The sequence below is a fragment of the Acidocella sp. MX-AZ03 genome (assembly GCF_027626035.1).
Taxonomy (GTDB): domain Bacteria; phylum Pseudomonadota; class Alphaproteobacteria; order Acetobacterales; family Acetobacteraceae; genus Acidocella; species Acidocella facilis.
Window position 1 is genome coordinate 3,601,057 of the sequence record NZ_CP110774.1, and the last position, 12,929, is coordinate 3,613,985.

At 63.0% G+C, this 12,929-nt stretch carries 11 protein-coding genes and 1 pseudogene; 7 read left to right on the top strand and 5 right to left on the bottom strand.

Going from position 1 to position 12,929, the window contains the following annotated elements:
- Positions 1–53 precede the first annotated feature (53 nt).
- From abc-f to GT370_RS19840, 3 genes and pseudogenes are all read left to right on the top strand, one after another.
- Positions 54–1,675, top strand: a pseudogene (gene abc-f, locus GT370_RS19830) (ribosomal protection-like ABC-F family protein).
- Between the two features lie 287 nt (positions 1,676–1,962).
- On the top strand, positions 1,963–3,627 hold the full coding sequence (locus tag GT370_RS19835) for a phospholipase C (protein WP_008495485.1): 1,665 nt from the start codon (positions 1,963–1,965) through the stop codon (positions 3,625–3,627).
- Between the two features lie 21 nt (positions 3,628–3,648).
- Positions 3,649–5,031: a cytochrome-c peroxidase gene (locus GT370_RS19840; RefSeq protein WP_270183636.1), complete on the top strand. Its 1,383-nt coding sequence runs from the start codon at positions 3,649–3,651 to the stop codon at positions 5,029–5,031.
- Positions 5,032–5,161: 130 nt separating this feature from the next.
- Here the strand turns inward: GT370_RS19840 and GT370_RS19845 are convergent, their stop codons facing one another.
- From GT370_RS19845 to GT370_RS19865, 5 genes are read right to left on the bottom strand one after another with little or no spacing between them, the layout of a single operon-like run.
- Positions 5,162–5,551, bottom strand: coding sequence for a PPC domain-containing DNA-binding protein (locus tag GT370_RS19845; protein WP_039885575.1), 390 nt, complete (start codon positions 5,549–5,551; stop codon positions 5,162–5,164).
- Positions 5,548–6,102: a PPC domain-containing DNA-binding protein gene (locus tag GT370_RS19850; protein WP_039885670.1), complete on the bottom strand. Its 555-nt coding sequence runs from the start codon at positions 6,100–6,102 to the stop codon at positions 5,548–5,550. Before GT370_RS19850 ends, GT370_RS19845 begins: the two co-directional genes overlap by 4 nt.
- A gap of 10 nt (positions 6,103–6,112) precedes the next feature.
- Positions 6,113–7,753 carry an acyl-CoA synthetase gene (locus GT370_RS19855; protein WP_008495490.1) on the bottom strand — a complete coding sequence of 547 codons (1,641 nt, stop codon included), beginning with the start codon at positions 7,751–7,753 and terminating at the stop codon, positions 6,113–6,115.
- Positions 7,750–8,919, bottom strand: a complete 1,170-nt coding sequence (locus tag GT370_RS19860) for an acetyl-CoA acetyltransferase (RefSeq protein WP_008495491.1) — start codon at positions 8,917–8,919, stop codon at positions 7,750–7,752. The genes GT370_RS19855 and GT370_RS19860 overlap by 4 nt, the downstream gene beginning before the upstream one ends.
- 24 nt (positions 8,920–8,943) lie before the next feature.
- Positions 8,944–9,798, bottom strand: coding sequence for an IclR family transcriptional regulator (locus GT370_RS19865; RefSeq protein WP_270184437.1), 855 nt, complete (start codon positions 9,796–9,798; stop codon positions 8,944–8,946).
- A gap of 248 nt (positions 9,799–10,046) precedes the next feature.
- Between GT370_RS19865 and GT370_RS19870 the strand changes: the two genes are divergently transcribed.
- From GT370_RS19870 to GT370_RS19885, 4 genes are read left to right on the top strand one after another with little or no spacing between them, the layout of a single operon-like run.
- A complete protein-coding gene (locus tag GT370_RS19870; protein ID WP_008495493.1) occupies positions 10,047–11,057 on the top strand; it encodes a TRAP transporter substrate-binding protein in 1,011 nt (336 codons plus the stop codon).
- The gene (locus GT370_RS19875; protein ID WP_270183637.1) at positions 11,054–11,413 is read left to right on the top strand and encodes a TRAP transporter small permease; all 360 of its coding nucleotides are present in this window, start codon (positions 11,054–11,056) and stop codon (positions 11,411–11,413) included. The genes GT370_RS19870 and GT370_RS19875 overlap by 4 nt, the downstream gene beginning before the upstream one ends.
- Positions 11,398–11,808, top strand: coding sequence for a hypothetical protein (locus GT370_RS19880; RefSeq protein WP_270183638.1), 411 nt, complete (start codon positions 11,398–11,400; stop codon positions 11,806–11,808). Before GT370_RS19875 ends, GT370_RS19880 begins: the two co-directional genes overlap by 16 nt.
- Positions 11,805–12,929, top strand: a complete 1,125-nt coding sequence (locus tag GT370_RS19885; protein WP_270183639.1) for a TRAP transporter large permease — start codon at positions 11,805–11,807, stop codon at positions 12,927–12,929. The genes GT370_RS19880 and GT370_RS19885 overlap by 4 nt, the downstream gene beginning before the upstream one ends.

Sequence of the window (12,929 nt, forward strand, 5' to 3'; positions counted from 1 at the left end):
CATTGGGGTAAGAGCCAGCCGCCCATCCGACCACCGACCACCACCGAGGTTTCATGATCCGCCTGGACAATATCAGCAAGCAGAACGGCGCCCGCCTGATCTTCATCGAGGCCTCGGCCGCCCTGCAGCGTGGCGAGAAGATCGGCCTGGTGGCCCCAACGGGGCGGGCAAATCCACCCTGTTCCGCCTCATCACCGGTCAGGAGCAGCCCGATGAAGGCCATATCCTGGTCGATAAGGGCATCTCCATCGGGCTGTTCAGCCAGGATGTGGGCGAGATGGCCGGGCGCAGCGCCGTCGCCGAGGTGATGGACGGCGCCGGGCCGGTGAGCAGCGTCGCCGCCGAGCTCGCCCAGCTGGAGGCCGACCTCGCCGACCCGGACAAGTTCGAGCAGATGGAAGAGATCCTGGAGCGCTTCGGCGAGGTCCAGTCCCGCTTCGAGGAGCTGGGCGGCTACGCGTTGGACGCCAAGGCCCGCGAGGTGCTGCACGGGCTCGGCTTCTCCCAGGAGATGATGGACGGCGATGTCGCCCGCCTCTCCGGCGGCTGGAAAATGCGCGTCGCCCTGGCCCGCATCCTGCTGATGCGCCCGGACGTGATGCTGCTCGATGAGCCCTCCAACCATCTGGATCTGGAAAGCCTGATCTGGCTGGAGCAATTCCTCGCCGGCTATGACGGCGCCTTGCTGATGACCTCGCACGACCGCGAATTCATGAACCGGGTGATCAACAAGGTCATCGAGATCGATGCCGGGGCGCTGACCAGCTTCTCCGGCGATTACGAATTCTATGCCCGCCAGGCGGCGCTGAACGAGAAGCACCAGCAGGCGCAGTTTGAGCGCCAGCAGGCGATGCTGGCCAAGGAGATCGCCTTCATCGAGCGCTTCAAGGCCCGCGCCAGCCACGCCGCCCAGGTGCAGAGCCGGGTGAAGAAGCTGGACAAGATCGACCGGGTGGAGCCGCCCAAGCGCCGCCAGACCATCGAGTTCGAATTCAAGCCGGCCCCGCGCTCGGGCGAGGATGTCGCCAATCTGCGAGGTGTTTCAAAGGCTTACGGCTCCAAGGTGATCTACGACAATCTGGATTTGCTGATCCGCCGCAAGGAGCGGGCTTGCGTGCTCGGCATCAACGGCGCCGGCAAATCCACGCTGTTGAAGCTCGTCACCGGCAGCACCGCGCCGGATGCCGGCACCGTCACCCTCGGCGGCAGCGTGAAGATGGGCTATTTCGCCCAGCACGCGATGGATTTGCTGGACGGCACCGCCACCATATTCGAGGCGCTGGATGCCGCCTTCCCGCAGGCCGGGCAGGGCGTGCTGCGCAACCTCGCGGGCGCCTTCGGCTTCTCCGGCGATGAGGTGGAAAAGCGCGTGCGCGTGCTCTCCGGCGGCGAAAAAGCCCGGCTGGTGATGGCGATGATGCTGTTCGACCCGCCGAATTTCCTGGTGCTGGACGAGCCGACCAACCATCTCGACCTCGCCACCAAGGAAATGCTGATCACCGCCTTGGCCAATTACGAGGGCACGATGCTGTTCGTCTCGCATGACCGGCATTTCCTCTCCGCCCTCTCCAACCGGGTGCTGGAGCTGACGGAAGAGGGCGTGCATTTCTACGATGGCGGCTATAGCGAATATGTCGCCCGCACCGGCCAGGAAGCCCCCGGCCTGCATAGCTGAGAGGCTGTTTCAAAAGCCACTCTGGCGGCCGCCAAGCGGCGATTTGCTGCACTCCGGTGCTCACGTACCTTAAGTACGCTCCGCTCCGGTGCTCGCAAATCACCACTTGGCGACTCACCAGAGCGACTTTTGAAACACTCTCTGAGACGATTGTGACAGACCGGGCCATAACGCGGCCCGGCTGTCACAAATCATAAATACGTCACACGCAGACTGGCCTGCCGGGATTACCACGCCGCTTCGGATTAACAGTCCGTAAGTTCGTCATATTGCAAAGCAGGTGAACCATGAATATCCGCCGGGCTCTTTTGTGCGCCTCCATGATGGTCTCGTCGATCACCCCCGCGGCGGCGCAGACCGCCAGCCTCGGCGCCACCGCGCCGGCCTCCGCCAGCGCCGCGACCCATTACACCGACACGCTACCGACCGCGACGCCGATCAAGCATCTGGTCATCATCTATGGCGAAAACGTCTCCTTCGACCATTATTTCGCCACCTACCCGAAGGCCGCCAACCCGGCCGGCGAGCCCGCCTTCCATGGCAGCCTGCACGGCCAGAAGGTTGATAATTTGGTCACTGCCAATCTGCTGAACAACAACCCGAACTTCACCAACAAGGAAAACGGCGCCGGTGCCGCCAACCCGTTCCGGCTGGACCGCACCCAGGCCGCCACCGCCGACCAGAACCACGCCTACAAGCCCGAGCAGGAAGCCTACGATAACGGCAAGATGGACCTGTTCCCCAAATATACCGGCAAGGCCAGCGCCGGCGGCGCCGGCGCCTTCGGCACCAAGGGCCAGGTGATGGGCTATTTCGACGGCAACACCGTCACCGCCCTCTGGAATTACGCCCAGCACTACGCGATGAGCGACAATGCCTGGACCGACACTTACGGCCCCTCCACCCCCGGCGCGCTGGCGGTGGTCTCCGGCCAGACCAACGGCGCGGTGCCGGTGGTCGGCACCTCCCCGAACCTGAACCCGGACGGGCAGGGCGGCTTCACCGATGATGGCGATATCGACCCCGCCTACGATGTCTGCTCCAGCAAGACCGTCACCTTCAAGATGGATGGCCAGAATATCGGCGATCTGCTGAACCAGAAGAAGATCACCTGGGGCGGCTTCATGGGCGGCTTCGATCTCGGCCTCACCAACCCCAACGGCACCACCGGCTGCAAGCGTTCCAGCTTCGCCACCGCGGTCGATGCCCCCACCGCGGACTATATCCCGCACCATAACTGGTTCCAGTATTACGCCTCCACCGCCAACTACACCCACGCCCGCCCGGCGGCGCTGGACGATATCGGCTACAGCTTCGCGCCCTCCGGCAGCCCCGATCCGGCCAACCATGAATATGATCTGAAGGATTTCGAGGCAGCGGTCAGCAAGGGTGTCTACCCGGCCGTCTCCTACCTGAAGCTGATCGCGGCCCAGGACGCCCATGCTGGCTATTCCGATCCGCTGGACGAGCAGGAGGGCGTGGTCAAGGTCATCAACTTCCTGATGCAGCAGCCGGATTGGAAGAACACCGCCATCATCATCACCTATGATGATTCCGATGGCTGGTACGACCATGCCTTCGTGACCCCGACCACCTCCTCCTTCAGCCCGATGGACGCGCTGAACGGCAAGAAGGTCTGCGGGTCCGGCACCGAGCCGATGGGCCTGGCCGGCAAGCCGGTGCACGGGCTCTGCGGCCCCGGCACGCGCATCCCCTTCATGGTGATCTCGCCCTACGCGAAGAAAGGCTTCATCGCCCATCAGCTGATCAACCAGGCTTCGGTGGTGAAATTCATCGAGGATAACTGGCTGGGCGGCGCGCGCCTGGGCGGCGGCTCCTTCGATGCCAATGCCGGCTCGATCATGGATATGTTCGATTTCAAGACCGCGCCGAAGGGAAGCGACGTGATGCTGCTGGATGCCGATACCGGCACCGCCGCGCACGCCGAATAACCATCACTGGGTGCCTGCGAGATGCGTCTCTGGTCTAGCCTGCTGCTTCTCGCAGCCCTTTGTCTCTGCATCTTCGCGGGATGGGTCCTCTCCGGCCCCTTCCCGCTGAGCGACTGGGCCTCCGCCCCGCTGGCCAGTTTCGCGCTGGCGCAGGGCCGGAACCCGGCCCCGATCCAGCTCGTCCGCCCGGTTGCGCCAGCGCAATATTCGGCCATGGCCCAGCTCGGCCAGAACCTGTTCTTCGATAAAAGTCTCTCCGCCTCCGGCCAGCTCTCCTGCGCCTCCTGCCACGACCCGCAAAACCATTACGGCCCGCCGAGCGCCAGCCCCGTGGTCTATGGCGGCCCGGAGATGAAAAGCCCCGGCCTGCGCGCCGTGCCCTCGCTGGATTATCTGAGCACCCAGGCGAATTTCTCCATCGGCCCGGAGCAGGGCGAGACCGACACCCCGGCCACCTTGCCGCAGCTCGCCGCGGCCGCCGCCACCGCCACCCGTGCCACCAAGACCGCGCAAAGCACCGCCAGCGCCGCCGCCAATCTCGTGCCGATGGGCGGGCTGTTCTGGGATGGCCGCGCCGATACGCTGATGGCGCAGGCGAAGGGCCCGCTCACCAGCCCCTTCGAGATGGATGGCGGCAGCGACGCCACCATCGCCGCCAAGCTGCAGGCCAGCCCCTACGCCGCGCAATTCACCGCCTTGTTCGGCGATGATATTTTCCAGAACCCCCGTTTCGTGGTTGCCGAGGCGCTGTTCGCGATCGCGCGCTATGAGATGGAGGACCAGGATTTCCATTCTTTCACCAGCAAATATGATTATTGGCTGGAAGGCAAAGCCCGCATGAGCCAGGCGGAAATGCGCGGCTACCAGCTGTTCAACGACCCGGCCAAGGGCGATTGCGCCGCCTGTCATCTTGATCAGCCCACACCCGACCATCGCCCGCCTCTGTTCACTGACACCCAGTACGAAGCACTCGGCGTGCCGCGCAACCCGCACATCCCGGCCAACGCCAACCAGGATTATTTCGATATGGAGCTGTGCGGGCCGATCCGCGAGGATTTGAAAAGCCTGACGCAATATTGCGGCATGTTCCTCACCCCGACGCTACGCAACAGCGCCACGCGGAAGGTGTTTTTCCATAACGGCGTCTACCATAATCTGCATGATGTGGTGGAGTTCTATAACCTACGCGATGTCGCGCCCGGCAGGATCTATCCCACCGGCCCCGACGGCAAGGTGGAAAAATTCAACGATCTGCCTGCGAAATATCAGGCGAATATCGACAGGACCGATCCGCCGCTGAACCGCGAGCTGGGCGACGCCCCGGCGCTGAGCGATGCGGAAGTGAATGATATCGTTGCGTTCCTGAAGACGCTGACGGATGGGTACAAGCCGAAGGGCGGGTAGCAAAAGTTTTTGGGGGTCTGGGGACTTTTTTCAAAAAGTCCCCAGAAACGTTTGGGGCGTTGGCACGTTCGTTGCCAACACCCCAAACGTTTTCGCCGCTTTTTTGAAAAAAAGCGGCACCAAAAAACTTTTAGTCCTCAGGCAGCCATTCTTCCAGCGTCACCTCAAACGTCATGCAGATCGGGTTGCCCCCGGCAATGAACGGCCCGCCATAGACTTGTCCCTGCGGGTCCGCCACCACGCCGGTCAGCGCCGCCTGCAGCCCGCCATCCTCCGTGCTGCGCACCTCACCCGCGAGACTGACAATCTCCACCGCCGGGCCCTTGATCAGCTGCGTGCCGCCATCGCGCAATCCCAGACACGCATCCACCAAACTCCCCAGCGCCCCGCGCACGAAGGCATTGCGAAACCCCTCGGCGAGGCAGAGCTTCTCCACCCCCTGCACCAGATCCTCATTCGGGGCGATGCGCGCATACGCCACCCGCCCCATCGCACCGCTTTCAGCAACGGCTTGGCTCATATCATTTGCTCCCTCAACGGCTTGAGAACGGAAATATTGATCTCCGGATCGAATGTCTGGCGCAGCTCGAAGCCTTCCAGCGAGGTCACCAGCACTGGAATCTGCCAGGGGCCGATGATCGTCTCCTCGGTGATGATATGCCCGCCTTGCACCGCGCCCGTGTCGGTGCGCATCGCCGCATGGCAATGCACCAGCGGCTTCCCCGCGGCATCGAACCCCAGCGTCGCGTTGCCGAAAACGATGTAGGTCTCTCCCAGCGGAATCGGCGTCGAGTAGGCAATCAACGCGCGCTTGCTCTTATCAGGCGGGGCGACGCAATATTCCAGCCGCGCCGCATAGCCGCCCAGAATCGTCATCGAGGCGCTGGTGATGCCAAGCTCAGCCAACGGCTTCACCAGCCCCTCATACAGGCTCAACCCCGGCGCCAGCGCCAGGCGTATATGGCGCCCATGCGTCGCGTGCTGGCTCTGAATCCGCACCGGGTTGAACGGCCCGGGATGGATCATCGTGCGTGCACGCGGCGCTGGGGTGTGTAGGCGCGCGGGGGCCATGCTCATCTCCTCATGCGGATACGGAAGACGGGGCATCCTGCGTCAGGCAGCCCCTGGCATAAAGCTCGTCGCGGACGATCTTCTTGGTGATCTTGCCATAGCCGGATTTCGGCAGCTCATCCCAGAAGAAAACCTGCTTGGGCATCTTGTAGCGGGCGATCTTGCCGTCCAGAAACGCCATCACCTCCGCTTCGCTGATGCTGGCGCCAGGGCGCGTCACCAGCACCGCCACGCCGACCTCGCCCCACATCCGGTCCGGCACGCCGACAATCGCCACCTCCGCCACCGCCGGATGGGTGAGCAGCAGCTCCTCCACCTCGCGCGGATACACATTGGAGCCGCCGGAAATATACATGTCCGAAGCGCGGCCGGTGATGAACAGAAACCCTTGCCGGTCGAGATGGCCGAGATCCCCGGTGCGAAACCAGCCATTGCGGAAAGCTTTCGCATTGGCCTCGGGATTATTGTAATAGCCGGCAAACACTGCGAGCCCGCAGACGCAGATTTCTCCGGTCTCGCCCGGCTGCATCTCCTTGCCCTGCTCGTCCTGAATGGAAACCTGCATGCCCGTGCGCTCGATGCCGCACGTGCCGATGCGCGCCCCCGCATGATCCTCCGGCTCGTGCAAGGAAGGCGGCAGCACGGTGATGTTACCGGTCACCTCGCCCAGCCCGAAATACTGCACCAGCACGCGGCCAAGTTTACGTAGGGCGAATTTCTGATCCTCCCGGTACATCGGCGCCCCGGCATAGATCACATAGCGCAGCGAGGAATGATCATGTTCATCCACCGCCTTATGCTCGGTCAGCAGCTTCACGATGGTCGGCACCGTGAACATGTTGGTGATCTTCCAGCGTGCCACCAGCTCCCAGACCTCGTCCGGGTCCAGTTTGTCGCTGGCGGGCAGCACGGTTTTCACCGCGCGGGCCACCTGCACCAGCTGATGAATCCCCGCCCCGTGCGAAAGCGGGGCCACCACCAGCGAGGCATCCTCATGCGTGGTGCCGGGCATCAGATCGCAAAGATGGTTGGTGATCACAAACCCCATCTGCCCATGCGTCAGTACCCCCGCCTTCGGCCGCCCGGTGGTGCCGGAAGTGAAGAAGAACCAGCACGGATCATCATAGGTGACATCCGCCAACGCGCAGGTCTGGCCGAGATGTTCAGCCACCAACGCTTCGTAGCTCTCGCCTCCCTCGCCAATGGTGATCAGATGCTTGAGCCCGCCTACCGCCTCCTGCACCGCCTGCGCGTGGGCGGGGAAGGCGTCCTGGCAGATCATCACGCTTGCGCCGCTGGCTTCCGCCAGGTAGGCCACCTCCGCCGGGCTTTGCCGGTAATTGGTCGGCACCCAGACCGCGCCGATGCGAAAACAGGCGAACATGGATTCGAAAAGCTGGTTGCAGTTCCTGGACTGCACCAGAATTCGGTCGCCTTTCACCACACCGCGCGCGGCCAGCGCCAGCGCCATCGCATCCACCCGCACCTCCAGCTGCGCCCAGGTCAGATGCTGCGCGCCATGCACGAAGCCGATTTCATCGCCATGCCGGCGCCCGGCCTGGCGCAGAAAATGCGAGAGATTCATCACCCGCTTGCTGCACGGCGCCACTCCACCGCGCGGCGCCGCCTCGATGGAGGACATCACATTCATTTCTGCCGCTCCAGAATCGAGACGTAATTGGCGACAGCGGCGCCGCCCATATTGAAAACCCCCGCCAACTCCGCCTTCGGCAGTTGCATCGCACCGGCTTGGCCGGTGAGCTGCATGGCGCTGATCACATGCATGGAAACGCCTGTGGCACCTACCGGATGGCCCTTGGCCTTCAACCCGCCGGAGCGGTTCACCGGCAGCCTACCGCCAGGCTGGGTCACGCCGTCCTTGATCACGCGCGCCCCCTGGCCGTGCGGGGCAAGACCCATCGCCTCATACTCGATCAGCTCGGCAATGGTGAAGCAATCATGCGTCTCCACGAAAGAGAGATCGCTGAGTGCCAGCTTCGCCTCCGCCAGCGCCCGGCTCCAGGCCGCGGCCCCGCCTTCAAAGCGTGTAGGGTCCCGGCGCGAGAGCGGCAGATAATCATTCACCTGCACGCCCGCACGGAATTTCACCGATTTCGCCATGGCGGCCGCGGTCTCTGCATCTGCCAGAATCAACGCCGCCGCGCCATCGCTGACCAACGAGCAATCCGTACGCTTCAACGGCCCCGCCACATACGGATTCTTCTCTGATTCCTGGCGGCAGAATTCAAAGCCGAGATCCTTGCGCATCTGTGCGTAGGGATTATCCACGCCATTCTTGTGGTTCTTCGCCGCGATCATCGCCAACGCGTCGGATTGGTCGCCGAAGCGCTGAAAATAATTCTCCGCGATGCGCCCGAACACACCGGCGAACCCACCGGGAATCTCACCCTCTTCCTTGCGGTAGGAGGCGCCCAACAGCACATCGCCAATCTGCGGGCCGGGTAGGGTGGTCATCTTCTCCACGCCGATCACCAACGCCAACCGCCCGCGCCTGGCGGCGATGAAATCGCGTGCCGCATAAAGTGCCGCGGAGCCCGAGGCGCAGGCATTCTCATAACGCGACGCCGGCTTGAAGCGCAGCCCCGGCACGCTCTGCATGCTCAGCGAGCTAGGAAAATCCTGTTTGGAAAAGCCGTTATTGAACAGACCGACAAACACGCCGTCAATCTCCTGCGCCTCCAGCCCGGCATCCGCGATCGCGGCCGCGGCCACACGCTCGATCAGGCTTTCAACATCGGGATCGGCCAGCTTTCCGAATTCCGTATGGGCCCAGCCCACAATGCACGAGTCTGACATGGTCTTGTTCACTTCTCGGTTTTTCTAATTCGCCGTCAATCTGCGGGCCTGCGCGACGATATTGGTCGCTCCCGCCGGGCGTTCCTGCAATTCGGTCAATTTCGCCACCTCCTGCTGCAGCAGTCGCACCAGGTAGGTGCGCCGATCCGGCTGCAGCCGGTTCTCGATCGCGGCGATGGACAGCGCGCCTTCGCATTGCCCATTGCGCTCCATCACCGCCACGCCGACCGCCCAGCTGCCGGCATAAAGCTGGCCAGGATTGAACGCATGCCCCTCAATGCGCGCCTCCTCCACGCGTTGGCGCAGCAGCGAGGGCGGAAAGCCCGGATAGCGCGCCTGCAACTCCTCGCTATTGCGCTCGATCAGCTCCTCGGCTTCATCGCAGGGCAGGGCGGCGAGAATGGCCAGGCTCCCGGCGCCTACGCCAAGCGGATGCCGGTCCCCCGCCTGCAACACGTAAGAGCGGATCGGAAAGCTCCCCTCTTCGCGATGCAGGCACACGCCATGCAGATCCCGCCGTATTGTCAGGAAGGCGGTATCTTCCGATGCAGCCGCCAGCCGTGCCAGGCTGGGCAGCGCCGCGCGGCGAAACCCATAGCGATCACCGGCAAGTGTTCCAATCACGTAGGCTTCCGGACCGAGATGATAAAGCCGGCTCGCCACATCCTGGGCGAGAAACCCCTCCTGCTCCAGCGCCTGCAGCAAACGATGCGCCGTCGGCTTGGTCAGGCCCGATCGCTCGACCACGTCCGCCAACCGAATCCCCCGCCCGGAATGGCTCGCCACCAGCCGCAGTACAGCCAGCGCGCGCTGCAGACTCTGCGTGCCGCCCCCTCCTGCCGCGCGGGTCCAGCCTCCTTGGCGCGCCTCATCGGCAATGCCGCGTCTGATCGAGTTGTAAAATCAAATCCATATTGTGGACCTTTCCCTGAATCTGATTTTAGATATTTGCTTTTATAATGTCTATGTCTTATGTTTCCGCCAAATAATACACACGGGAGATTTTAAGTTTCACAATATGAACCTTTGAGCGAAAATGTCTCGGCGCCAGGGTTGGTTGGCGCATTAAATTTCGTCATGGTGATCTGACGACACGATCTTTCAAAAAATAAATGGAGGAAATGAGAATGATAAAATTGTCGCGCCGCGCCGCTGTTGCCGGTGCCGCCGCTCTGCCGCTGGTCTCGGTGATGTCGCGCCCGGCGCGCGCCGCGGATTTTTCCTATAAGCTGGCCACCAACCTGCCGCCGACCCATCCGCTGAATGTGCGAATCAGCGAAGCCCTGGCGAATATCAAGCAACAGACCGCCGGCAAGCTGGACATCACTCTGTTTCCCAACAGCACGCTGGGCACTGATCCGGTGATGCTCTCCGAAGTGCGCTCCGGCGCCATCCAGTTTTTTACCCTGTCGCCACTGATCCTATCCACGCTGGTGCCCGCCTCCGCCATCAACGGCGTAGGTTTTGCCTTCAAGGACGAGAAAACCGCCTTCGCCGCGATGGATGGCAAGCTGGGCGAGTATGTGCGCGGTGAAATTTCCAAGCGCGGCCTGATTGCCTTCGAAAACATCTTCGATAACGGCTTCCGCCAGATCACCACCAGCAACCGCCCCATCAACACCCCGGCGGATCTGAAAGCGCTGCGCATCCGGGTTCCGCCCGCCGCCCTCTGGACCTCGATGTTCAAGGATTTCGACGCCGCGCCGACGACGATCAGCTTCAACGAGGTCTATACCTCGCTGCAGACCAAGATTGTCGATGCGCAGGAAAACCCGCTCGCTATCATCAATTCCGCGAAGCTTTATGAGGTGCAAAAATATTGCTCCCTCACCAATCATATGTGGGACGGTTTCTGGCTGCTCGCCAACCCGGCGGCCTTCAACAAGCTGCCGGCGGATTTCCAGGCGATCGTGCGCAAGGAGCTCAACGCGGCGGCCTTGCGCCAGCGTGTGGATGTGGCGGCGCTGAATTCCAGCCTGCAGAGCAGCCTCGCCAAGCAAGGGCTGGTCTTCAACAATACCGATCCCGCCGCCTTCCGTGACGCGCTCGCGCAGGCCGGTTTCTATAAATACTGGAAAGGCCAGTTCGGCGCTCAGCCCTGGTCGCTGCTGGAAAGCTACACCGGACCGTTGGGATGAGCGGCCTGTCGCATATGCAGGCGCGCGCGCTGGAAGATAGCGGGCATTCCGTCTGGAAGATGGCGGAACGCTGGCTGCGGGTGGCGGTGGAAATTCCCGCCGCCATCCTCGCCCTGGTCGAGATTCTCATTCTCTCGGCCAGCGTCTTTTATCGCTTCGTGCTCGACAGCCCGCTGGTCTGGGCCGATGAGCTGGCGGGCATTTTGTTTCTCTGGCTGGCGATGCTGGGCGCGGTCATCGCGTTGCAGCGCGGCCAGCATATGCGCATGACCGCGATCGTCAATCGCGCCCCGCCCGCGTCGCCGCCTTCCTCGAAGGCTTCGCGCTGGCGGCCACGTCCTTGTTCCTGTTGCTGATGATCCCGCCCTCCTGGAGCTACGCCAACAACCAGGCGCCGATCCTCTCGCCGGCACTCGGCCTGTCGGACATGATCCGCACCAGCGCCATCCCTGTCGCCGCGATGTTGATGCTGCTGCAGGCGGTCATCCGCCTGGGGCGCGGTAGCCTACGCGCGTTGGGGCTGGCGGTGGTGCTGTTAGGCGCCATCGCCGTCTTGCTATGGGCCGGGCAGTCATTGATCATCGGCATCGGCAACTGGAATCTTGTCTTGTTTTTCGTTGGCTTGCTCGGGCTTGGCGTGCTGGCGGGTGTGCCGGTCGGCTTCTCCTTCGGCATGGCGACGATCAGCTTCCTGCTCACCACCAACGCCGCCCGCCCAGTGTCATGCTCAGCACCATGGATCAGGGCATGAGTTCGCTCATCCTGCTCGCGGTGCCTTTGTTCGTCTTCCTGGGCGGACTTTTGGAAATGTCCGGAATGGCGCGGGCGATGATCGCCTTCCTCACCGCCATTCTCGGCTCCGTGCGCGGCGGGCTGAGCTATGTTCTGCTCGGCGCCATCTATCTCGTCTCCGGCATTTCCGGCGCCAAGGCGGCGGACATGGCGGCGGTGGCGCCGGTCTTGTTTCCGGAGATGAAAAAGCGCGGCATGAATGAGGGCGAGATGGTCTCAGTTCTGGCCAGCGCGGCGGCGATGAGCGAGACCGTGCCGCCCTCAATCGTTCTCATCGCCATAGGCTCCGCCACGGGCGTTTCCATCGCGGCCTTGTTCGCCGGCGGCCTCATCCCCGCACTCGTGCTGGCCCTGGCGCTCGGCGTCATCGCCTGGTGGCGCTCAGGCGGCGACAAGCCGGAGATGGCCGAAAAAATCCCCAACAAGGAAAAGCTCCGCCGCTTCTGGGTGGCGCTGCCGGCACTCGCTCTGCCCTTCGTCATCCGTTTCGCGGTGGTGGATGGTGTTGCCACGGCAACGGAGGTTTCCACCATCGGCATCGCCTACGCGGTGCTGGTCGGGATCTTCGTCTATCGCAGTTTCGACTGGCGGCGCATCTATCCGCTGCTGATCGAAACCGCCTCGCTCAGCGGCGCCATCCTGTTCATCATCGGCGCCGCCAGCGCGATGGGCTGGGCGCTGACGCAATCGGGTTTCTCGCAGAGTTTGACAGTGGCGATGCAGGCGGTGCCGGGTGGGCGCGTTGGCTTCATGGTCGTCTCCATCCTCGCCTTCCTGGTGCTGGGCAGCGTGCTGGAGGGGATTCCCGCCGTGGTGCTGTTCGGGCCGCTGCTGTTTCCCGTCGCGCAATCCATCGGCGTGAATGAGGTGCATTACGCCATCACCATCGTGCTGGCGATGGGGCTGGGGCTGTTCTCCCCGCCCTTCGGCGTTGGCTATTATGCCGCCTGCGCCATCGGAAAAATCAATCCTGACGCCGGGCTGCGGCGCATCTGGCCTTATATGGGCGCGCTGCTCGTCGGCATCGTCATCGTCGCCATGGTGCCATGGTTGACCACCTGTCTCATCGGAGCAAATTGA

Bases quoted from the DNA above. Each gene is read 5' to 3' on its own strand.
- GT370_RS19845 (WP_039885575.1), bottom strand. From the start codon at position 5,551: ATGAGCCAAGCCGTTGCTGAAAGCGGTGCGATGGGGCGGGTGGCGTAT.
- GT370_RS19860 (WP_008495491.1), bottom strand. From the start codon at position 8,919: ATGTCAGACTCGTGCATTGTGGGCTGGGCCCATACGGAATTCGGAAAG.
- GT370_RS19835 (WP_008495485.1), top strand. From the start codon at position 1,963: ATGAATATCCGCCGGGCTCTTTTGTGCGCCTCCATGATGGTCTCGTCG.
- GT370_RS19840 (WP_270183636.1), top strand. From the start codon at position 3,649: ATGCGTCTCTGGTCTAGCCTGCTGCTTCTCGCAGCCCTTTGTCTCTGC.
- GT370_RS19855 (WP_008495490.1), bottom strand. From the start codon at position 7,753: ATGAATGTGATGTCCTCCATCGAGGCGGCGCCGCGCGGTGGAGTGGCG.
- GT370_RS19850 (WP_039885670.1), bottom strand. From the start codon at position 6,102: ATGGCCCCCGCGCGCCTACACACCCCAGCGCCGCGTGCACGCACGATG.
- GT370_RS19870 (WP_008495493.1), top strand. From the start codon at position 10,047: ATGATAAAATTGTCGCGCCGCGCCGCTGTTGCCGGTGCCGCCGCTCTG.
- GT370_RS19875 (WP_270183637.1), top strand. From the start codon at position 11,054: ATGAGCGGCCTGTCGCATATGCAGGCGCGCGCGCTGGAAGATAGCGGG.
- GT370_RS19885 (WP_270183639.1), top strand. From the start codon at position 11,805: ATGAGTTCGCTCATCCTGCTCGCGGTGCCTTTGTTCGTCTTCCTGGGC.